This window comes from Streptomyces sp. NPDC041970 (assembly GCF_055588985.1).
The window spans coordinates 54,765-75,101 of sequence record NZ_JBVJCD010000005.1 but is presented as its reverse complement, the minus strand read 5'-3'; the positions used below and the strand labels follow the sequence as shown (position 1 = coordinate 75,101).

General features: G+C 74.9%; 18 protein-coding genes. 8 read left to right on the top strand and 10 right to left on the bottom strand.

The features are described from left to right. Nucleotides 1-19: 19 nt before the first annotated feature. The 5 genes from ACZ6EJ_RS04725 to ACZ6EJ_RS04705 all read right to left on the bottom strand — a co-directional run bounded on the left by ACZ6EJ_RS04725 (nucleotide 20) and on the right by ACZ6EJ_RS04705 (nucleotide 7,279). The gene (locus ACZ6EJ_RS04725) at nucleotides 20-1,108 is read right to left on the bottom strand and encodes an RNA polymerase sigma factor (protein WP_469264615.1); all 1,089 of its coding nucleotides are present in this window, start codon (nucleotides 1,106-1,108) and stop codon (nucleotides 20-22) included. A gap of 196 nt (nucleotides 1,109-1,304) precedes the next feature. After that, a complete protein-coding gene (gene dnaG, locus ACZ6EJ_RS04720; RefSeq protein WP_469264614.1) occupies nucleotides 1,305-3,230 on the bottom strand; it encodes a DNA primase in 1,926 nt (641 codons plus the stop codon). A 231-nt stretch (nucleotides 3,231-3,461) separates the two neighbouring features. Then, complete coding sequence (locus ACZ6EJ_RS04715) at nucleotides 3,462-4,721, bottom strand: NAD(P)/FAD-dependent oxidoreductase (RefSeq protein WP_469264613.1); 1,260 nt, start codon at nucleotides 4,719-4,721, stop codon at nucleotides 3,462-3,464. Between the two features lie 126 nt (nucleotides 4,722-4,847). Further along, entirely contained in the window at nucleotides 4,848-6,452 is a 1,605-nt protein-coding gene (locus tag ACZ6EJ_RS04710) for a deoxyguanosinetriphosphate triphosphohydrolase (protein ID WP_469264612.1), read from the bottom strand. Between the two features lie 53 nt (nucleotides 6,453-6,505). Next, complete coding sequence (locus tag ACZ6EJ_RS04705) at nucleotides 6,506-7,279, bottom strand: sirohydrochlorin chelatase (RefSeq protein ID WP_469264611.1); 774 nt, start codon at nucleotides 7,277-7,279, stop codon at nucleotides 6,506-6,508. A gap of 410 nt (nucleotides 7,280-7,689) precedes the next feature. Here ACZ6EJ_RS04705 and ACZ6EJ_RS04700 point away from each other — a divergent pair, with 410 nt between their 5' ends. Then, nucleotides 7,690-8,430 carry a SanA/YdcF family protein gene (locus tag ACZ6EJ_RS04700; protein WP_469264782.1) on the top strand — a complete coding sequence of 247 codons (741 nt, stop codon included), beginning with the start codon at nucleotides 7,690-7,692 and terminating at the stop codon, nucleotides 8,428-8,430. A gap of 343 nt (nucleotides 8,431-8,773) precedes the next feature. Here the strand turns inward: ACZ6EJ_RS04700 and cutA are convergent, their stop codons facing one another. Together cutA and ACZ6EJ_RS04690 are read right to left on the bottom strand one after the other, a co-directional pair. Then, nucleotides 8,774-9,115 (bottom strand): divalent-cation tolerance protein CutA, encoded by a 342-nt coding sequence (cutA, locus tag ACZ6EJ_RS04695; protein WP_469264610.1) that lies wholly within the window; start codon nucleotides 9,113-9,115, stop codon nucleotides 8,774-8,776. 62 nt (nucleotides 9,116-9,177) lie between these two features. Then, complete coding sequence (locus ACZ6EJ_RS04690; protein WP_469264609.1) at nucleotides 9,178-9,795, bottom strand: NADPH-dependent FMN reductase; 618 nt, start codon at nucleotides 9,793-9,795, stop codon at nucleotides 9,178-9,180. An 80-nt stretch (nucleotides 9,796-9,875) separates the two neighbouring features. On the opposite strand from ACZ6EJ_RS04690, the gene ACZ6EJ_RS04685 reads away from it, so the two are divergent. The 4 genes from ACZ6EJ_RS04685 to ACZ6EJ_RS04670 all read left to right on the top strand — a co-directional run bounded on the left by ACZ6EJ_RS04685 (nucleotide 9,876) and on the right by ACZ6EJ_RS04670 (nucleotide 13,105). Then, nucleotides 9,876-10,682 carry an aminotransferase class IV gene (locus tag ACZ6EJ_RS04685; protein ID WP_469264608.1) on the top strand — a complete coding sequence of 269 codons (807 nt, stop codon included), beginning with the start codon at nucleotides 9,876-9,878 and terminating at the stop codon, nucleotides 10,680-10,682. A 291-nt stretch (nucleotides 10,683-10,973) separates the two neighbouring features. Then, on the top strand, nucleotides 10,974-11,426 hold the full coding sequence (locus ACZ6EJ_RS04680) for a DUF5990 family protein (protein WP_469264606.1): 453 nt from the start codon (nucleotides 10,974-10,976) through the stop codon (nucleotides 11,424-11,426). A 372-nt stretch (nucleotides 11,427-11,798) separates the two neighbouring features. Then, nucleotides 11,799-12,350, top strand: coding sequence for a hypothetical protein (locus ACZ6EJ_RS04675; RefSeq protein ID WP_469264605.1), 552 nt, complete (start codon nucleotides 11,799-11,801; stop codon nucleotides 12,348-12,350). Nucleotides 12,351-12,472: 122 nt separating this feature from the next. Then, a complete protein-coding gene (locus ACZ6EJ_RS04670; RefSeq protein WP_469264604.1) occupies nucleotides 12,473-13,105 on the top strand; it encodes a class F sortase in 633 nt (210 codons plus the stop codon). 33 nt (nucleotides 13,106-13,138) lie between these two features. On the opposite strand, the gene ACZ6EJ_RS04665 is transcribed toward ACZ6EJ_RS04670, so the two are convergent. Continuing rightward, complete coding sequence (locus ACZ6EJ_RS04665) at nucleotides 13,139-13,930, bottom strand: TSUP family transporter (RefSeq protein WP_469264602.1); 792 nt, start codon at nucleotides 13,928-13,930, stop codon at nucleotides 13,139-13,141. A gap of 221 nt (nucleotides 13,931-14,151) precedes the next feature. Between ACZ6EJ_RS04665 and nirB the strand changes: the two genes are divergently transcribed. From nirB to ACZ6EJ_RS04650, 3 genes are all read left to right on the top strand, one after another. After that, nucleotides 14,152-16,767 (top strand): nitrite reductase large subunit NirB, encoded by a 2,616-nt coding sequence (gene nirB, locus ACZ6EJ_RS04660; RefSeq protein WP_469264781.1) that lies wholly within the window; start codon nucleotides 14,152-14,154, stop codon nucleotides 16,765-16,767. After that, nucleotides 16,764-17,120 carry a nitrite reductase small subunit NirD gene (gene nirD, locus ACZ6EJ_RS04655; protein ID WP_469264600.1) on the top strand — a complete coding sequence of 119 codons (357 nt, stop codon included), beginning with the start codon at nucleotides 16,764-16,766 and terminating at the stop codon, nucleotides 17,118-17,120. Before nirB ends, nirD begins: the two co-directional genes overlap by 4 nt. A gap of 139 nt (nucleotides 17,121-17,259) precedes the next feature. Continuing rightward, nucleotides 17,260-18,426, top strand: a complete 1,167-nt coding sequence (locus ACZ6EJ_RS04650) for an alkaline phosphatase PhoX (RefSeq protein WP_469264598.1) — start codon at nucleotides 17,260-17,262, stop codon at nucleotides 18,424-18,426. 60 nt (nucleotides 18,427-18,486) lie between these two features. Here the strand turns inward: ACZ6EJ_RS04650 and ACZ6EJ_RS04645 are convergent, their stop codons facing one another. Together ACZ6EJ_RS04645 and ACZ6EJ_RS04640 are read right to left on the bottom strand one after the other, a co-directional pair. Further along, on the bottom strand, nucleotides 18,487-18,897 hold the full coding sequence (locus ACZ6EJ_RS04645; protein ID WP_469264596.1) for a VOC family protein: 411 nt from the start codon (nucleotides 18,895-18,897) through the stop codon (nucleotides 18,487-18,489). A gap of 142 nt (nucleotides 18,898-19,039) precedes the next feature. After that, complete coding sequence (locus ACZ6EJ_RS04640; RefSeq protein WP_469264594.1) at nucleotides 19,040-20,071, bottom strand: ArsR/SmtB family transcription factor; 1,032 nt, start codon at nucleotides 20,069-20,071, stop codon at nucleotides 19,040-19,042. Nucleotides 20,072-20,337 lie beyond the last annotated feature (266 nt).

Genomic DNA, 20,337 nt, shown 5'->3' with positions numbered 1-20,337 from the left:
GCGCGGGCGGGGCGCGCCGTCAGTCGAGGTAGCCGCGGAGCTGGTCGGCGAAGGCGTGGCCCCGCAGCCTGCTGAGGGTCTTGGACTCGATCTGGCGGATGCGTTCGCGCGTCACGCCGAAGATCCGGCCGATCTCCTCCAGGGTGCGGGGCCGTCCGTCGTCGAGCCCGTACCGCAGGTGGACCACCTTGCGTTCGCGTTCGCCGAGGGTCGACAGCACGGCGTCCAGGTGTTCGCGCAGCAGCAGGAAGGCGGCGGACTCCACGGGGGAGGGCGTGTCGCCGTCCTCGATGAGGTCTCCGAAGGAGACGTCGTCCTCGTCCCCGACCGGGGCGTGCAGGGAGACGGGCTCCTGGGCGAGCCGCAGGACCTCGGTGACCCGCTCCGGGGTCAGGCCCAGCTCGGCGGCGACCTCCTCGGCGCTCGGCTCGAAGCCGCGCTCCTGGAGCAGCCGGCGCTGGACCCGGACGACGCGGTTGATCTGCTCCACGACGTGGACGGGGACGCGGATGGTGCGGGCCTGGTCGGCCAGCGCGCGGGTCATGGCCTGGCGGATCCACCAGGTGGCGTACGTGGAGAACTTGTAGCCGCGGGCGTAGTCGAACTTCTCCACGGCCCTGATCAGGCCGACGTTCCCCTCCTGGACCAGGTCGAGCATGGTCAGCCCGCGGCCCACGTAGCGTTTGGCCACGGAGACGACGAGGCGGAGGTTGGCCTCGATGAGGCGGCGTTTGGCGGTGCGGCCCATGACCACCAGCCGGTCGAGGTCCCCGGCGAGCCGGGAGTCGAGGTCCGGGGTGGTCGTCAGGCGCTCCTCCGCGAAGACCCCGGCCTCGATGCGGCGGGCCAGCTCGACCTCCTCGGCGGCGGTGAGCAGCGGGATGCGGCCGATCTCCCGGAGGTACTGCCGGAAGAGGTCGGAGGTGGGCCCCTGGGCGTCGGCCCGGCGGCGCTCCGGAGGTCCGGGGAGGCGGGCCGACTCCACCAGGACGGCGTCGGACGCGTCCTCGGGCGGGCCGGCCTCGGCCTCCGGGTGGTATGAGGCCCTGCTCTGCGTCGGGACGGCGGGGAAGGGCTCGGTCGGGGGCGTCACGGTCCGGGTCTGCACGGGGGGCGACCTCCAGATGATCGCTGCCGGATGACGGGATGGAGGTCCGGCCCCCAGCGGACCGGGTGTGCTCCGGTGACTCAGGCACCGCGTCCAGTGTGGGGCACGACACAGGACGGCCACGAGGGGCGTGCGGTGACTTTTTGAGTCCGTGCGGTTACCCGCGATGACCGCCGCGGGCGCTGGGGGCGTGCCCTCAGAGGGCGTCCGCGCCCCTGGCGCGCAGGGACTGGGCGTACTGCTGGAGGACCCAGACCTCGTTCTGCGCGGCGGCCAGGTCCTGGGGGGCCACGTGGCTGCCGAGGCGGGCGAGGCTGCCCTGGACGTCGTCGATGCGGCGGTCCACGGCGCGCAGCCGGACCTGGACGAGCTGCATCCCCGCGTAGGTCTCGTCGATGCTCTTGCCGTGGAAGACCTCGACGGCCAGCTCGGTGACGAGGTTGCGGACGGTGTCGTCGGGGGCGGCGTCCATGACGGCGACCAGATACTCGCGGCCGTCGCCGACGCCCCGCTCGGCGCCGCCCGCCTCCTCGATGCACCGGCGCACGGCCGCGTAGGGCGGGGCGGTGAACTCGTCGACCCCGTACGCGTCGAAGGCCGGGGAGACCAGGGCGGGCTTCTGGAGGGCGAGCTTGAGCAGTTCGCGCTCGGTGCGGTGGGCAGGGCTGCGGAGGTTCAGCGCGGGGCCGGAGAAGCCGGCGTGGGCGGGGGCCGCCGTCTGCCGCGCCGCTCCCCCGCGCGGGGCGGGGGGCCCGCCCCGGCCGCCGCGCGCGCCCTGGTCGCCGCCCTTGTCGCGGGCCCAGCGGGCGAGCTGGGCGACGCGGTGGACGACGAACTCCTGGTCGAGGATGCCGACGAACCCGGCGAGCTGGACGGCGACCTCGCGCTGCACGCTGCTCGTCTTGATCTTGGCGACGACGGCGGCGGCCTCGTCGAGCGCGGCGGCACGGCCGGCCGGGGTCTCCAGGTCGTAGCGGGCGACGATCTGGCGCAGCGCGAACTCGAAGAGCGGGGTGCGCGGCTCGACCAGGTCGCGCACGGCGTCGTCGCCCTTGGCGAGCCGCAGGTCGCAGGGGTCCATGCCGTCCGGGGCGATGGCGATGTACGTCTCGGCGGCGAACTTCTGGTCGTCCTCGAAGGCGCGCAGCGCGGCCTTCTGGCCGGCGGAGTCCCCGTCGAAGGTGAAGATGACCCGCGCGCTGCCGTTGTCCATGAGGAGGCGGCGCAGGATCTTGATGTGGTCGTTGCCGAAGGCGGTGCCGCAGGTGGCGATGGCGGTGGTGACGCCGGCGAGGTGGCAGGCCATGACGTCGGTGTAGCCCTCGACGACGACGGCCCGGCTCGCCTTGGCGATGTCCTTCTTGGCCAGGTCGATGCCGTAGAGCACCTGCGACTTCTTGTAGACCGGGGTCTCGGGGGTGTTCAGGTACTTCGGGCCGTTGTCGTCGTCGCGCAGCTTGCGGGCGCCGAAGCCGACGATCTCCCCGGCGGTGTCGCTGATCGGCCACATGAGCCGGCCGCGGAAGCGGTCGATGGGGCCGCGGCGGCCGTCCTGGGAGAGGCCGGAGGTGATCAGCTCCTTGTCGCTGAAGCCCTTCCCGCGCAGATACCGGGTGAGGTGGTCCCAGCCGGCGGGGCTGTAGCCGACGCGGAAGTGGGCGGCGGCCCCCTGGTCGAAGCCGCGCTCGGCGAGGAACCTGCGCCCGATCTCGGCCTCGGGGCCGTCGAGCTGGGCGACGTAGAACTCGGCGGCGGCCTTGTGGGCCTCGATCAGCCTGATGCGTTCGCCGCGCTGGTGGGAGGGGTTGTAACCGCCCTCCTCGTAGCGCAGGGTGATGCCCGCCTTGGCGGCGAGGCGTTCGACCGTCTCCGAGAAGGAGAGGTGGTCGATCTTCATCACGAAGGCGATCGTGTCGCCGCCCTCCTGGCAGCCGAAGCAGTGGAAGAGGCCCTTGCTGGGGCTGACCTGGAAGGAGGGGGACTTCTCGTCGTGGAAGGGGCAGAGTCCCTTGAGGTTGCCGCCGCCCGCGTTGCGCAGTTGGAGGTATTCGGACACGACGGAGTCGATCGGGACGGCGTCCCGTACCGCCTTCACGTCGTCGTCGTTGATCCTGCCTGCCACGCGTGAAGTCTACGGGTGGGCCCGGACAGCCGGACGCCTGCGGGGCCGCCCGCGGATGTGAGACATCGGACGCCGGGCGCGGGGCGTGCGGTACGCGTCGCGGGCCGTGCGGTACGCCCTCGCGCCCCGGTCCCGCGCACGCCCCGGCGCCCCGCGCCCCGGTCCCGCGCCCCGGTCCCGCGCCCCGGTCCCCGGGGGGGCGGTTCCTCGGGGGCGCGGGGGCGGGAGCGGTCAGAGCAGGGAGGCCAGCGGGACCGACGGGTCGGCGAGGACGTCGGGGTCCTGCCGCCCGCCCTCGCGGATCAGCTCCTGGATCGTGTCGGTGACGTCCCACACGTTGACGTTCATCCCGGCCAGGACGCGGCGGTCCTTGAGCCAGAACGCGATGAACTCCCGCTTCCCGGCGTCGCCCCGGATGATCACCTCGTCGTAGGAGCCGGGCGGCGCCCAGCCGGAGTACTCCAGGCCGACGTCGTACTGGTCGGAGAAGAAGTACGGCACGCGGTCGTACGTCACGTCCTGGCCGAGCATCGCGCGGGCGGCGGCCGGTCCGCCGTTCAGCGCGTTCGCCCAGTGCTCGACGCGCAGCCGGGCGCCGAGCAGCGGGTGCGCGGCGGCGGCCACGTCCCCGGCGGCGTAGATGTGCGGGTCCGAGGTGCGCAGCGAGGCGTCCACCGCGATGCCGCCGCCGCGGGCCCGCTCGACCGTCTCCAGCCCGGCGGCCTCGGCGAGGGCGGAGCGCGGGGCGGCGCCGATCGCGGCGAGCACGTCGTGGGCGGGGTGCTCCTCGCCGTCGTCGGTGCGGGCGGCGAGGACCATGCCGTCCTCCCCGGTGATCTCGGTGAGGCGGGCGCCGAAGTGGAAGCGGACGCCGTGCGCGCTGTGCAGTTCGGTGAAGAGCTGCCCCAGCTCGGGGCCGATGACCTGGTGCAGCGGGGTGGCCTCCGCCTCGACGACGGTGACCTCGGCCCCGTATCCGCGGGCGGCGGCGGCGACCTCCAGGCCGATCCAGCCGGCTCCGGCGATGACCAGGTGGCCGTTGTCGCGGCCGAGGGCGGCCAGGACGTTGCGCAGCCGGTCGGCGTGGGCGAGGCGGCGCAGGTGGTGGACGCCGACCAGGTCGGTGCCGGGGATGTCGAGGCGGCGCGGTTCGGAGCCGGTGGCCAGCAGCAGCTTGTCGTAGTGGATGACGGTGTTGTCGCCGAGCTGCACGGTCCTGGCGTAGCGGTCGAGGGCGGTGACCGGCTGGCCGAGGTGCAGCTCGATGTCCGCGCCCGCGTACCAGGCGCGCTCGTGCGTGAAGACGCCGGCGCGCTCGGTCGAACCGGCCAGGTAGCCCTTGGAGAGCGGTGGCCGTTCGTAGGGGTGGTCGCGCTCGTCGCCGATGAGGATCACCCGCCCGGTGAACCCTTCGGCACGCAGTGTCTCGGCCGCCTTCGCCCCGGCGAGTCCTGCTCCGACGATGACGAACGTCCTGTGTGCGTCGACCACCTGATGCCTCCTCAGTGCTGTGCTGCGCGGCGTCATCACGCTGCGAGCGTCCCGCACGCAGCGTGATGACGAAAGAGGGTGTCGCCCGAACCGGGTCACACCCCGTGGTCGTGTCCAGTCTGCCGGTCAGCGGTGGCGCGCGGTGAGCGCGGCGTGCAGGGATCGTGCGGAGGCGTCGGTGAGCGCGGCGATCTGGTCGACGAGGACCCGCTTGCGGGCGCGGTCGTCGTCCGCCCGGTCGAACAGGGTGCGGAAGTGCGGCTCCAGCCCTTCGGGGGCGCGGGCGGTGAGGGCCGCGGCCAGCTCGGCGATCACGATGCGCTGGTCGGCGCGGAGTTCTTCCTGTTCGGCGCGTTGCATGACGTACCGGTCGGCCACGGCCTTGAGCACCGCGCACTCGTTGCGGACGGCGCGCGGGACGACCAGCTCCGCCCCGTACCGGCCGAGCCGGCCGGGGCCGTGGACGGCGCGGGTGGCGGTCTCGGCGGCCTGGCAGAAGCGGCCGATGAGCTGGCTGGTGGCGTCCTTGAGGCGGGCCTGGGCCACGGCGGAGCCGTCGTAGCCGTGCGGCCACCACTCCTGGTCGAGCAGCCGGTCCAGCGCGTCGGACAGCTCCTGCGGGTCGGTGTCGGCGGGGACGTAGCGGCCGATGGCGACGGCCCGGATCTCCTCGCGCTCCGCCTCGGCGTGGAGGCAGTTCGGGTCGATGTGCCCGGCGTGCAGTCCGTCCTCGACGTCGTGCACCGAATACGCCACGTCGTCGGACCAGTCCATGACCTGGGCCTCGAAGCAGGTGCGGTCCTTCGGGGCGTCCTGGCGGGCCCACGCGAAGACCGGGAGGTCGTCCTCGTACACCCCGAACTTCGCCGCGTGCGGGTCGGTGGGGTGCGCGCCGCGCGGCCAGGGGTACTTGGTGGCGGCGTCCAGGGCGGCGCGGGTGAGGTTGAGGCCGACGCTGACCAGCTCGCCGGTGCTCGGGTCGCGGACGAAGCGCTTGGGCTCCAGGCGGGTCAGCAGGCGCAGCGACTGGGCGTTGCCCTCGAAGCCCCCGCAGTCGGAGGCGAAGTCGTTGAGCGCCTGTTCGCCGTTGTGGCCGAACGGGGGGTGGCCCAGGTCGTGGGCGAGGCAGGCCGTCTCGACGAGGTCGGGGTCGCAGCCGAGCGCCGCGCCCAGTTCGCGGCCGACCTGGGCGCACTCCAGGGAGTGGGTGAGCCGGGTGCGGGGGCTGGCGTCCCAGGCGGGCGAGCGGGTGCCGGGCGTCACCACCTGGGTCTTCCCGGCGAGCCGGCGCAGGGCGGCGGAGTGCAGGACGCGGGCGCGGTCGCGCTGGAAGGCGGTGCGGCCGGGGCGCTTGTCCGGCTCGGCGTCCCAGCGCTCGGTGTCGGCGTGCCCGTACGGACCCGCCGCGCCGGACGCCCGCCCCGCGCGGGTCGCGGTGTGTGCGCCGTGCGGCGGGTGTGCGCAGTGCGGCTGGTGCGCGCCGAGTGCGTCGTGCGCCTCGTGCGTCTGCTGTGTGCTGTGCGGTTGGTGCGCGCCCTGCGGCTGATGTCCGTCGTGCGCCTCGTGCGTCTGCTGTGCGCTGTGCGCCTCGTGCGGCTGGAGTGCCTCGTGGGTGCCGTGCGGCTGATGTCCGTCGTGTGCCTCGTGGGTGCCGTGCGTCTGCCGTGCGCTGTGCGCCTCGTGCGTGCCGTCCGTCGTGTCTGCCCCGTATGCGCCCTGTGTGCCGTCCATGGTCCCGACAGTAGCGACCGCGACCGACAACGCGGCGCGGGCGGGCCCGGAGGTCAGACGGGTGCGAGCCGCCGCGCGGCCGTCGCCGGGGTTTCGGCCACCGCCCGGTCGTAGCGGTGCAGCACCAGCCGGGCCATCGCCGGATGCGCGCCGAGCGGGGCGGCGGACCTGCCGGGCGCGGCGTCGGCGGCGGCGCTCGCGAAGCGGCCGGGGGCGGTGAAGTACGCGGCGACGGCGGTGCGGTGGCGGCCCCGCGCGGCCAGCGCGCGCAGCGCGGTGGGCACGGTGGGCGCGGCGGCGGAGGCGTACGCCGGGACGACGGGGACCCCGAGGCGTGCGGCGAGCAGCCGGGCGGTGCGCCGGGTGTCCTGCGCGGAGCGGGGGTCGCGGGACCCGGCGGCGGCGAGGACGACGGCGGCGCCGCGGTCGCCCCGGTCGGCGGGGTCCCAGCCCGCTTCGACGAGCCGCCCGTGCAGCGCCTCGGCCAGCAGGGGGTGCGGCCCGAGGGGGGCGGCGATCCGGGCGCGCACGGTGGGGGCGGCGGCCGCCGCAGCGGGCAGGTCGTGCCCGGTGTGGTGGCCCCGGCCCAGGAGCAGCGGCACCAGGACCGCGTCGGCTCCGCGCAGGTCGGCCAGGGTGTCGGGGAGCAGCGGCCGGTTCAGCTCGATGTGGCCGAGCCGGACGTCGAGGCCGGGGCGCAGCTCGCGGACCCGGTCCAGGAGCGCCAGCACGGTGCGCAGGGCCCGCGGGTCGCGGCTGCCGTGCGCGACGGCGACCAGGACGGGGGCGGTCGCGGGCGGGCCGGGCCGGTGCCGGGTGGGGTGCATGGGCGGGCTCCGTTCCGGGGGCCGGGCGGCGGCGGGTGGGCGTGGACCGATGGTGTCGGGCGGACGTTGCCGGGCCGTTGCGCGGGGGTCACGGGTGGTTGCCGCCGCCTCACAGCGGGGCGGGGGGCGGGGTGCGGCCGGCTCGCAGCGGGGCGGGGCGGCGACGCCCCGCGACGGGTGGCGGGGGTGACGCCTCGTACCAGGGGGCGGGGGGGGCGGACGTCCGCGTACGGGCGCGGACGCCCCGGCCCGGCGGTCGGTCGGGCCGGGGCGCGGCCCGGACCGGTCGGGGTGGCGCGGGCCACAGAGGCGGCGGTGGGCGAACCGCCGCGCCCCGCCGGGCGTCCGATCGGGTGGGGCACAACGGGGTCGCGGCCGGGCGGAGTCCCGTACCGGCACACGGCGGACGCATCGCGGAGGGGCATTCTGTGCGCGGGACGAGTCAGAACGTGGCGGACCGGCTGAGGGGGCTGCGCCTGCCGCGCGGCCGCCGGGCGCGCCGACGGCTGGTGCGGGGGCTGATGGCCGCCTGCGTGCTGGCCCTGGTTCCCGCGACCTGGATGCGCCTCAGCGCCGATGACCGGGTGGGGACGGTGGCCGAGGCTCCGGCGGGCGAGGTCGCCGTGGTGTTCGGGGCCGGTCTGTGGCAGGGCCGGCCGACCCCGTACCTCGCGCACCGGCTGGACGCCGCGGCCGAGCTGTACCGGACCGGGAAGGCGAAGGTCGTCCTGGTCACCGGGGACAACAGCCGTGTGGAGTACGACGAACCGGACGCGATGCGCACGTACCTCGTCGAGCGCGGGGTGCCGGACGGGCGGATCGTGAGCGACTACGCCGGGTTCGACAGTTGGGACTCCTGCGTCCGGGCCAAGAAGGTCTTCGGGGTCGATCGGGCGGTGCTGGTGAGCCAGGGCTTCCACATCCACCGGGCGGTGACGCTGTGCCGGTCAGCCGGGATCGACGCGTACGGGGTCGGGGTCGACGAGCGGCGGGACGCGACCTGGTACTACGGCGGGGTCCGGGAGTTGGCCGCGTCGGGCAAGGCCGCTCTCGACGCCCTGCTCCGGCCCGACCCGCGCTTCCTGGGCCCGCGCGAGCCGGGCGTCGCCGAGGCGCTGACCGCCGGAGGCCCGCAGACCGCGGGACGCTGACCGTACGGGGGGCAGCGGGGCGCGCGGCACCGGACCGCCGGGGGCCCGCAGACCGCGGGACGCCGACCGTACGGGGGCCGTGTGCGCGGCACTGACCGTACGGGAGCGGTGCGCGCGGCACCGACCACCGGCGGCCCGCAGACCGCGGGACGCTGACCGTACGGGGAGCAGCGGGGCGCGCGGCACCGGACCGCCGGGGGCCCGCAGGCCACGGGGCACTGACCGTACGGGTGCCGTGCGCGCGCCACCGACCGTACGGGGCGCGGGGCGCGGGGCGCGCGGCACCGACCGCCGGGCGTCCGCAGACCACGCGGCGCTGACCGTACGGAGGCCGCGCCCGTCGTCACAGGGCGGCTGCGGGGGCCGTCTCCGCCGTCACCCAGCCGAGGTAGGCCGCGCTGCCGCGGACCACGGGCAGGGCGATGATCTCCGGCACGTCGTAGTCGTGCTCGCGCTCGATGTGGTCGGCCAGTTCGTCGTAGCGCGCCGCCGTGGTCTTGAAGAAGACCTGCCACTCCTGGCTCGACTCGATGGCGCTCTGCCAGCGGTAGACGGAGGTGACGGGGGCGGAGATCTGCGCGCAGGCCGCCAGCCTGGCCTCCACCGCCGACCGCGCCAGCGTGTGGGCCTTCTCCTCGCTGTCGGTCGTGGTCAGTACGGTCAGCCATGCCGGCGGCGCTGTCATCGACGGTCTCCTCGGAGTGCGGCGGGCTCCTGCCCCTGCCCCGATTGTGGGCCCGGAGCCGGTCAGGCGCCGTACGGACGGAGGTTTCTGGCCTCGCGCAGGGCGGTCCCCCACCAGACCAACTGGTCCAGGAGGGCCTTCGCCGCCGCGTCGGCGTCCGCCGGGTCCCGGTGGCGCCCCTCGTCGTCGAAGAGGGCGCCCGCGTTGTGGAAGGAGACGGTGTCGCGGACGGTGACGGCGTGGAGTTCGGCGAAGACCTGGCGCAGGTGCTCGACCGCCCGCAAGCCGCCGGAGATGCCGCCGTAGGAGACGAAGGCGACGGGTTTGGCCTGCCACTCGGGGCGGTGCCAGTCGATCAGGTTCTTGAGCGGGGCGGGGTAGGAGTGGTTGTACTCCGGGGTGAGGACGACGAAGGCGTCGGCCGCCGCGAGCCGGGCCGAGACCGCCTGGACCCGTGCCGCCTCGTCCGGCGCGGGGCGGTAGGAGAGGGCGGCCGGGAGATCGGCGGCGACGACGTCGACCAGCTCGGTCTCGATGCCCGGATGGGCCGCCGCGCGGTCCAGGAACCAGTCGGCGACGACCGGGCCGAATCGGCCCGTGCGGTTGCTGCCGAGGATGACGGCCACCTTGAGGGGCGTGGCGGCGGTGGTGGATGACGTGGGTGCGGGTGTGGTGTCCATGGGGACGACCTTTCCGCCTCAACCATGGTTGAGGTCAAGCGCGTCCGCCGACCCGCGTCCGGACGCCCTACGGTGGCCGGATGACGACGTACCGCCCCGGCCCTCATGTCGAGTTCGACGGCCGCCCGGCCACCGCGGAGGACCTGCGTGGGCCCGCGCTCCACGGCTTCGGCCACTTCACGGCGTTCCAGGTCGGGGACGGGAGGGTGCGCGGGCTCGGACGCCACCTCGCCCGGCTGGACGCCGCGAACCGGGAGCTGTTCGGCCCGCCCCTGGACGGCGACCGGATCAGGGCGCTCGTCCGCCACGCCCTGGCCGGGGCGGGGCGGCGGGACGCCTCGGTGCGGGTGCGGGCGCTTCCGGGGCCCGGTGCGCCGCGTACGACGCTGATGGTGACGGCGGACGAGCCCGCCGCCCCGGCGGCCGGGGCGCGGAGCCTGATGTCGGTGGACTACGTGCGCACGGCCCCGCACATCAAGCGGCCGGGCGACTTCGGGCAGGCGTACCACGGGCTGCTGGCCGCGCGGGCGGGCTTCGACGAGGCGCTGCTGACCGCGCCGGGCGGGGTGGTGGCCGAGAGCGCGACCGCCACCGTCGGCTTCTGGGACGGGGCGGCGGTGGTGTGGCCCGACGGTCCCGCGCTGGCCGGGATCACGATGACGCTGCTGGACGAGGGCCTGGTGCGGGCCGGGGGGATGTCGGCGCGCCGCCGGGTGACGCTGGGCGACGGGCCGCACGGGGCGGGCCGCTACCGGTCCGCCTTCCTCTGCAACGCACGGGGCATCGCGCCGGTGCGGCGCATCGACGACACCCCGTTCGCGGTGGACGAGGAGCTGATGGGCCGTCTGGCGGCGGCGTACGGGAGCGCCCCGCAGGAGCCGGTCTGAGGGGCCGGGCCGACCGCCGGACGGCGGGGGCTCCCGGCGGGCCGACCTCCCAGCGGGCAGGCGCTCACGGCGCGCGGGCCCTCCCGGCGGGCCGACCCTCCCGGCGGGCCGACCCTCCCAGCAGGCGAGTGGGCGTCGGGGCCCGCCCCACGGCGCGCGCCCCCGCCACCACGCGGACCGGCACCACGGCACGCGCCCCCGTCACCACGCGGACCCGCCCCACGGCGCGCGCCCCCGACCTGACGCCGGCCGACGGCCTCGTCCGGAGCTCCGTGCCGGACGATGGGGGTCATGCAGATCCACATCGAGGCATCAGCGCTCCCCGGCCGCAGTTGCGGCCCGGACACCGACTTCCCCGGCTTCACCGGCATCCACGTCGGCGTCCAACGCAAGGACCGGCCCGGTGAACTGCTCGACCTCCATCCGGGAGACGCCCCTTCCGCGGTGTGGGCCCTGGACTGCACCGCCACCCGGACGGCGGACGGGGTCGAGGTGGCGGGGCCGTACGTCCAGAACCGGTTGGGCGGGCGGTTCGTCTATCTGTCGTGGGGCACCGTGGACGACTCCGGCCTCTTCACCATGTTCCGGCGCGCCAAGCTGATGTTCGGCGACATCGACCCGGACGTCCTGTCGGCCGCCGCGCGTTCCGGGCGCCTGACGGGCCGGCTGGGACTCACCGACGCCAAGGGGCAGCCGCTGTGCGGGCGGGTGCGGCCGCCGCTGATCGCCTGGAGTGCCGGGTGACCCGCCGAGCTGGGACCGACTCCGCCCCCACCGGACCCCCAGGGGGGAGAGGCCGGTGAGGGCGGTGCCGTGGGGGGCGGAAATCCGTCCCGTGGGGGAGATGACGTGCTTGTGCCCGGACCCCGGCGACCCACGCCTGTGACGTGCGCCACAGGGGCCGGGTGACCCCCTCACCCGATCGGCACCCCGTGGGCGGCGCGGACCGAACGGCCCGGTTCCACCGCCGCGACCTGCGGTGATCCCCTCCGGCGGGGTGGCCGCACCGGGCCGGTCGGGTGATGGCTGACCGGGCGTCAGAAGGCGCGGACGCCCCCGCTCCCGTTGTCTCGGGAGAGGACACACCCGCTCGTGCCGTCTGCCCGGAGGATTCCCATGCGCACCCCCGCCCGCCTCGTGACCGGCGCCGTCGGCGCCGTGTTCACCGCCGCCGCGCTCGGTCTCACCGCCGCCGCCCCGTCCGCGTACGCGGGTGACTTCGGCCGTCTGGAGATCACCCCGGCGACCGCGGCCCCCGGTGCCACCGTCACCGTGAACACCACCGCCTGCGGCCCCAAGGGCTCCGGCATCGGTGACGCCGCCTCCCTGGACGCCGGGGACTTCGAGATGCGGCCCGGCACCCACAAGGAGGTCGTGGTCGGCCAGTTCACCGTGCCGCGCGACGCCCGTCCCGGCGTCTACGAGATCATCGTCGCCTGCGACAACGGCAAGGAAGCCGTCGGCGACCTCAAGGTGATCGGCGGCGGCGGGCACGAGAAGCCCGAGCCCGACCACACCCGCCCCTCCGGCCATGTGCGGACCGGCGTCGGCGGCAGCGTCGAGCCCGATTCCACCCGGATCGCGCTCGGCGTCGGCGTGATCGGCACGGCGGCCGCCGCCGGGCTGTGGCTGCTGCGCCGCCGCCCCGAGGGCCCCGAGGGAAGCTGACCGCCGCCTCCCCTCCCCCCGTACCGGACGGGGCGCGTCCCCGAGCGCGCCCCGTCCGCCCTCCCCACGACCGCCGCGGCCGCGCCGCCCGCGCGCACCGCGCCCCCACCGAGGACGACGACGTGTCCCAGAGCGCGCAGAAGGCCAAGGGCTGGCTGGTGGGCATCGCCGTGCTGTGCGGCATCTGGCTCGTCCAGAACGGCTCCGCGGCCCAGGTCGTCCCCCCGCAGCCCTCCAGCGCGCAGGCCTTCGCCGCCGGGCCCCAGCTCCAGCCCGGCTCCCCCGTCGCCGCGCCGCTCCCCTCCTCCGAGCCGGTCCGCATCCGCGTCCCCCGCATCGGCGTGGACGCGCCCCTGATGCGGCTGGGGCTGGCCGACGACGGCAGCCTCGACGTGCCGCCGACCGCGGACCGCGACCTCGCGGGCTGGTACGCGGGCGGGGTGCGGCCCGGCGCGCGGGGCACCGCGATCATCGCCGGGCACGTGGACAACGCCGAGGGCCCGTCGGTCTTCTACGCCCTGGGGGCCCTGACCAAGGGGGCCCGTGTCGAGGTGGTCCGCGAGGACGGGCGCACGGCCGTCTTCTCGGTCGACGCCATCGAGGTGTACGACAACGACGCCTTCCCCGACCAGCGCGTCTACGGGGACTCGCCGCACGCCTCGCTGCGGCTGATCACCTGCGGCGGAGGCTTCTCGAAGGAGACCGGCTACCAGGGCAACGTGGTGGCGTACGCGCACCTCACCGACGTGCGCTGAGCCGCCCCGCCGGCGGCGCGGCCCGCGCGCCGCTCAGGCGTTCCACTGGTCGAAGCCGAGCTTGGCGACCAGCGAGAACACCACGACGAGCAGGACCGCCCGGACGAAACCGCTCCCCCGGCTCAGCGCCATCCGGGCCCCGACCAGCCCGCCCGCCAGGTTGAAGACGGCCATCACCACCGCCAGTCCCCACAGCACCGTGCCCTGGTACGCGAACATCGCGAGGGCTCCCGCGTTGGTGCAGACGTTGACGACCTTGGCGGTCGCCGACGCGGTGACCAGGTCCAGATGGAGCACGGCGGTCAGGGCGAGGACCAGGAAGGTGCCGGTGCCCGGCCCGAACAGGCCGTCGTAGAAGCCGATCCCGCCGCCGACCAGCACGATCGCCAGGACGATCCGGGTCCGGGTGACCGCCCGGTCCGTCCCGTCGCCCGCCGCGGCCGTGCCGAAGGAGGGGCGCAGCAGCACGAAGGCGGCGACCCCGAGCAGGACGACCATGATCACCGGGCGGAGCACGTCGCTGCTGATCCCGGCGGCGAAGAACGCCCCGGCCATCGAACCGGCGAGCGCCATCAGCCCCACCCGTACCGCCAGCCCCACCCGTACCGGGGCCTTGCGGAGATAGGTCACCGCCGCGCCCGAGGTCCCCACGATCGCCACGGCCTTGTTGGTGCCGAGGACGTGGGCGGCCGACACGTTCGGCAGGCCGAGCAGGAGGGCGGGCAGGAGCAGCAGTCCGCCGCCTCCCACCACCGCGTCGATCCATCCGGCGGCGGCCGCGGCGAGGCAGAGGAGGACCAGGGTGGTCAGCGATATCTCGGGCACCCGCCGACCCTACTCGGACGCCCTCCGGCACGGCGCGGAACCGCGCGCACGCCTCCCCGCGCGGCGTGCGCCCGGCGCGCGCCGCGCGCCCGGACGCCCCCTCACAGATCCGGGCCCGGAACGCTGAGCGCACGGTTCCGCCGGGGAAACAGGCGGGATGCGGCCGGGTAACACCGTCCGCCCACGCTCGGGGCATGAGGACACCGACGGAGGTCACCGAGATGCCGGAGCACGCCTTCGCCCCGCACGCCGCCGACGCGCCGGACGCCCGCCCGGCGGGGGCCGCTCCCCCGCCGACGATCGTGCTCGTGGGGCACGGCATGGTGGGCCAGCGGTTCCTGGAGGCCCTGGCCGCGCGGGGGATGACCCCGGCGGCCGGCCGGGTCCGGGTCGTGGTGCTCTGCGAGGAGTCCCGGCCCGCCTACGACCGGGTGCGGCTCACCTCGTACTTCGCCGGGCGCAGCCCCGAGCAGCTCTCCCTGGTGGAGCCGGACTTCATGGCCCGGCACGGCTACGAGCTGCGCGTGGGCGACCCGGCCCGGAGTGTCGACCGCGAGGCGCGCACGGTGACCGCCCGGTCGGGGGCGGTGTTCCGGTACGACACGCTGGTGCTGGCGACGGGCTCGTACCCCTTCGTGCCGCCGGTGCCGGGCCGGGACGCCCGCGGGTGCTTCGTCTACCGGACCGTGGACGACCTGCTCGCGATCGAGGCGTACGCGAAGGGGGCGGCGACCGGCACGGTGGTCGGCGGCGGGCTGCTCGGGCTGGAGGCGGCCGGGGCGCTCAAGGGCCTCGGGCTGCGCACCCAGGTGGTGGAGTTCGCGCCCCGGCTGATGCCGGTCCAGGTGGACGAGGGCGGCGGGGCGGCGCTGCTGCGCACCGTCGAGGCCATGGGCCTCGCCGTCCGCACGGGGGTCGGCGCGCGGGAGGTCGCCGTGGGCGCGGACGGGGCGGTGAACGGGATGGCGCTGTCGGACGGCTCCCGGCTCGCCACCGACCTGGTCGTCTTCTCGGCGGGCGTGCGCCCCAGGGACGAGGTGGCGCGGGCGTGCGGCCTGGCGGTCGGCGAGCGCGGCGGCGTCGTCGTGGACGAGGAGTGCCGGACCTCGGACCGCGCGGTCTTCGCGATCGGCGAGTGCGCGCAGGCGTCGGACGGCCGGGTGTACGGGCTGGTCGCACCGGGCTACGAGATGGCGGAGACGGCCGCCGAGGTGATCGCGGGCGGGCGGGCCGCGTTCACGGGGGCGGACCTCTCGACGAAGCTGAAGCTGCTCGGCGTGGACGTGGCCTCGTTCGGCGACGCGCACGGAAGCGCCGAGGGCAGCTCGGACGTGGTGTACTCCGACGCCCGCTCGGGGGTCTACAAGAAGCTGGTGATCGGGGCGGACGGCGTCCTGCTGGGCGGGGTGCTGGTCGGGGACGCGGAGCAGTACGGCGCCCTGCGGCCGATGACGGGCACGGTGCTGCCGGTCGCCCCGGAGCGGTTGGTCCTGCCGGCCGGGGCGGGCGGAGCGGTGGCGCTCGGCCCGTCGGCGCTGCCGGACGAGGCGGTGGTCTGCTCCTGCCACAACGTCACCAAGGGCGCGATCCGGGCGCACGCCACGCTGGCCGAGGTGAAGAGGTGCACCAAGGCCGGTACGGGGTGCGGCGGCTGCCTGGCCGTCGTCGGGCACCTGCTGCCGCCGCCCGCCGACCGGGGCCTGTGCGGCTGCTTCCCGTACAGCCGGGCGGAGCTGTACGAGATCGTCCGCACCCTGCGCATCGCCTCGTTCTCCGCGCTGCTCGACGCGCACGGCCGCGAGGAGGCGCGGGGCGGGGACGGCTGCGAGGTCTGCAAGCCGGTGGTCGGCTCGGTCATCGCCTCGCTCGCCCCCGAGGTCGGCGCGAGCGGCTATGTGCTCGACGGCGAGCAGGCGGCGCTCCAGGACACCAACGACCACTTCCTCGCCAACCTCCAGCGCAACGGCTCCTATTCGATCGTGCCGCGCGTTCCGGGCGGCGAGATCACCCCGGAGAAGCTCATCGTGCTCGGGGAGGTCGCCCGCGACTTCGGCCTCTACACGAAGATCACCGGCGGCCAGCGCATCGACCTCTTCGGCGCACGCGTGGACCAGCTCCCGCCCATCTGGGCCCGGTTGGTGGCGGCGGGCTTCGAGTCCGGCCACGCGTACGGGAAGTCGCTGCGCACGGTCAAGTCCTGCGTGGGGCAGACCTGGTGCCGCTACGGCGTGCAGGACTCCGTGCGGATGGCGATCGACCTGGAGCTGCGCTACCGGGGCCTGCGCGCCCCGCACAAGCTGAAGTCGGCGGTCTCCGGCTGCGCCCGCGAGTGCGCGGAGGCGCGGGGCAAGGACTTCGGGGTCATCGCCACCGCCCAGGGGTGGAACCTCTACGTCGGCGGCAACGGCGGGGCCACGCCGCGCCACGCCGACCTCCTGGCGCAGGACCTCGACGACGCCGCGCTGGTGCGGCTGATCGACCGGTTCCTGATGTTCTACATCCGCACCGCCGACCGGCTGGAGCGCACGTCGGCCTGGTTGGAGCGGATCGACGGCGGCCTGGAGCACGTGCGGGACGTGGTCGTCCACGACTCGCTGGGGCTCTGCGACGAGTTGGAGCGGCTGATGGCCGGGCACGTCTCCGGCTACCGCGACGAGTGGGCCGAGACCCTCGACGACCCGGAGCGGCTGCGCCGCTTCGTCACCTTCGTCAACGCCCCCGGCGCGCCCGACCCCTCGGTGAGGTTCGTCCCCGAGCGCGACCAGATCAAGCCGGACCTGGAGCTGCTCGCCGGACCGGTGCTCGCCGTCCGCACCCTCGAAGGGACCACGTCATGACGATCGCGGACCAGGTGAAGGCGGCGGATGAGGTCCAGCTCGCCTGGGGCGGGGGGTGGTTGGCGGTCTGCCGCGCGGAGCTGCTGGTCCCCGGCCGGGGCGTCGCGGTGCTGCTGCCGGACGGGGACCAGGCGGCCCTGTTCCGGGACCGGGCCGGGCGGGTCCACGCGATCGGCAACCGGGACCCGTTCACCGGGGCGTACGTCCTCTCGCGCGGCCTGCTCGGCTCCGGCGACGGGCGGCCGTTCGTGGCGTCGCCCCTGCTCAAGCAGCGGTTCGATCTCGCCACCGGCGCGTGCCTGGACGACGAGCGGGTCTCCGTCCCGGTGTTCGCCGTGCGGACCTTCGGCTGACCGGGGGGACGGGCGATCCGGCACCCCCAACCGTTCACTTCTCCGTGACGCTTCGTCAACTCTGCGCTTCTACAGTCCTGACGCGCGACCCGCCGGTCCGTCCGGAGCGGCGGGCCCCCCACTCACCCGTGGAGTGATAGTGGAACGTCGGAACTTCTTGCGCACCGCGGTGATCGGCAGCTCGGCGGCCGCCTTCGGCGGCACGCTCTGGCGCGGGGCCGCCTACGCCGGCCCGGCCCAGCCGGCCACCGGCCCGTACGGCGCGCTCCAGGCGGCCAACGGCAACGGCATCCAGTTGCCGAACGGCTTCACCAGCCGCATCATCGCCCGCTCCGGGCAGACCGTGTCCGGGACGTCCTACCGCTGGCACAGCGCACCCGACGGCGGTGCGACGTACGCCGACGGTTCGGGCTGGATCTACGTCTCCAACGCCGAGACCTCCCCCAGCAGCGGCGGCGGGGCCAGCGCGGTGCGCTTCGACTCCTCGGGGACGGTGACCGGCGCGTACCGCATCCTGTCCGGCACCAACAACAACTGCGCGGGCGGCAGCACCCCGTGGAAGACCTGGCTCTCCTGCGAGGAGGTCTCCCGCGGATACGTGTACGAGACCGACCCGTGGGGCGTGAACGCGGCGGTGCGGCGCCCGGCGATGGGGCGGTTCAAGCACGAGGCGGCGGCGGCCGACGCCGACCACGGGTACGTCTACCTCACCGAGGACGAGTCGGACGGCCGCTTCTACCGCTTCCGCCCCACGACCTGGGGCGACCTGTCGCGCGGCACCCTCCAGGTGCTGGTGGCGGGCAGCGGCGCCTCCGGTCCGGTGACCTGGGCGGACGTGCCGGACCCGGCGGCCTCCTCCACCCAGACCCGGCACCAGGTCTCGGGGGCGAAGGTGTTCAACGGCGGGGAGGGCTGCTTCTACGCGGCGGGCACCTGCTGGTTCACCACCAAGGGCGACAACCGGGTGTGGGCGTACGACGCGACCACCTCGTCCATCTCGCTCGCCTACGACGACTCGCTGGTGACGAGCGGCTCCGCCCCGCTGACCGGGGTCGACAACGTCACCCGGTCCGGCTCCGGCGACCTCTACGTCGCCGAGGACGGCGGGAACATGGAGATCTGCCTGATCACGCCGGACGACAAGGTGTCCCCGTTCCTGCGGATCACCGGCCAGTCGGGCTCGGAGATCACCGGGCCCGCCTTCTCGCCGGACGGCAGCCGGCTGTACTTGTCCTCGCAGCGCGGGACGAGCGGCAGCTCCACGGGCGGCATCACCTACGAGGTGAAGGGCCCCTTCCGCCGCTGACCTCCGGGTCGCGGGCCGGCCGGCGCGGGTTCCGCGCCGGCCCGGCGTGCGGCGTGGGGATCAGCCCTGGGCCTCGAGGGCGGCCGGGTCCATCCACAGAATCTCCCAGACGTGGTGGTCGGGGTCCTGGAACGAGCGGCCGTACATGTGGCCGTAGTCCTGCGGCGGGTTGGCGGGGAACCCGCCGGCCGCCAGCGCCGCGTCGGCGATCTCGTCGACCTTCTCGCGGCTCTCGGCGCTGAGGCAGAGGATGACCTCGGTCGTCCTCGTGGAGTCCGCGATCTCCTTCTGCGTGAAGTCCTTGAAGCGCGACTCCTCCAGCAGCATGGCGAAGATCGTGTCGCTGATGACCAGGCACGCCGTCCGGTCGTCGCTGAACTGCGGGTTGGTCCGGTAGCCGAGCTTCTCGAAGAAGCCCTTCGTGGTCTCCAGGTTCTTCACCGGAAGGTTCACGAAGATCATCTGAGCCATGGCCGTCGCCTCTTTCTCCGTACCGGCCCCGCGGTGGTCCGCCGGGCGCTTGCGAGGGGTAGACGGCGGCGGCGCCCGGAACTCATCGGCGTACGGGGAACAGGCTTTCGCCACCGGCCCCCGCGTGGCCGCCGGGGCCCGGTCAGGGCAGGGCGAGCGGCTCGCCGCCGCGGAGCAGGGAGCCGCCGAGCGGGGTCAGCGTGTGCAGCACCGAGTTGCCGTGGCGCAGGGTCAGGACCAGGCCCGCCTCGCGCAGCACGGAGGCGTGCTGGCTGGCGGAGGCGAGCGACACCCCGGCCCGGCGGGCCAGTTCACTGGTGGTGCAGCCGTCGCCGATGGACTGGAGGATGGCCGAGCGGGTGTGCCCGACGAGCCGGCCGAGCCAGGGGCCGGGTCCGGTGAAGACCGGGGCGCCGGGGTGGGTCACCGGGTAGACCAGCACCGGCGGGAGCGAGGGGTCGCGGTAGACGACGGCGGTGCCCCGGCAGAAGAACGACGGCTGGAGCAGCAGCCCCCGCCCGTCGAGGTGGAGGTCCCGGTCGACCGGGTAGTCCGCCTCCAGGACCGGTGAGCGCCAGCGGATCATCGGGGGCAGGGTGGCGAGGAGTTCGTCCGCCCCGCCGTCCAGCAGGGCCCGGCCGCGGACGGCCCGGTCGGCCTCGACGCTGGCCCGCACGTGCGGCCAGTACGGCTCGATGGCGGCGTGGTGGTAGCCGCGCAGGGCCCCGATCAGGCGGCCGAGCGGCTCGGAGCGGCCCTCCAGGAGTGCGGCGGGCAGGGCCGCGCCCGATCGCGCCGGGGACCGCCCGCCGGTCGGGCGGCCGGCCCGCTGGAGCTGCCGTCCGGCCGCCAGCAGCTCCAGCTCCTCGCGGACGCGGTCGGCGGGGGTGTCGCGCAGGGCTTCTATTCCGACGTCCAGCGCGAAAGGCTCGGAGCCTTCCTGGGCGGGCGTCAGGAAATCCGGGAAATAGCCTCGGGGTGGAACGACCGCGGCCAGCAGGTGTACTTCACCATTCAACCGGGTCCGGGTTTCCGCGCGCCATTTCCCGAACACCGTGGAAGCGCGCCGGTCCCTCAGACGGTGAAAACTCAGAACGGTTTCCCACAGGGCGTCCGGCCGTGTGGCCATCCGCACCCGCGAAAGGTCCACCCCGGACACATGGATACGCAGCACCGTTCCCCCACCTGTTGCATCCGCAATCGCCCCCACCAAAGGGTATGCGGGCCATCACAGGAGGTCACCACGGGGTTTCGGCCAGAAGTGAAACGTCTCGCCCCGTTACGCCGCACCCGAAAGGCTGTACGACGTCGGGTACGCATCCGGTGCCCACCGGATGAGCACGTGAAGGCCGTGGGGGGCTTTGTGTGTTCGGCGGCGGTGGGCGGCGGTGCGGCTCCGTACCCGACGGGGGTAAGCCGGGTGCGGTCCACGGGTGGGGA

Coding starts and splice junctions, on each gene's coding strand:
- nirB (WP_469264781.1), top strand. CDS start 14,152: ATGCCGGAGCACGCCTTCGCCCCGCACGCCGCCGACGCGCCGGACGCC.
- ACZ6EJ_RS04705 (WP_469264611.1), bottom strand. CDS start 7,279: ATGCACCCCACCCGGCACCGGCCCGGCCCGCCCGCGACCGCCCCCGTC.
- ACZ6EJ_RS04680 (WP_469264606.1), top strand. CDS start 10,974: ATGCAGATCCACATCGAGGCATCAGCGCTCCCCGGCCGCAGTTGCGGC.
- nirD (WP_469264600.1), top strand. CDS start 16,764: ATGACGATCGCGGACCAGGTGAAGGCGGCGGATGAGGTCCAGCTCGCC.
- ACZ6EJ_RS04645 (WP_469264596.1), bottom strand. CDS start 18,897: ATGGCTCAGATGATCTTCGTGAACCTTCCGGTGAAGAACCTGGAGACC.
- ACZ6EJ_RS04710 (WP_469264612.1), bottom strand. CDS start 6,452: ATGGACGGCACACAGGGCGCATACGGGGCAGACACGACGGACGGCACG.
- ACZ6EJ_RS04675 (WP_469264605.1), top strand. CDS start 11,799: ATGCGCACCCCCGCCCGCCTCGTGACCGGCGCCGTCGGCGCCGTGTTC.
- ACZ6EJ_RS04685 (WP_469264608.1), top strand. CDS start 9,876: ATGACGACGTACCGCCCCGGCCCTCATGTCGAGTTCGACGGCCGCCCG.
- cutA (WP_469264610.1), bottom strand. CDS start 9,115: ATGACAGCGCCGCCGGCATGGCTGACCGTACTGACCACGACCGACAGC.
- ACZ6EJ_RS04690 (WP_469264609.1), bottom strand. CDS start 9,795: ATGGACACCACACCCGCACCCACGTCATCCACCACCGCCGCCACGCCC.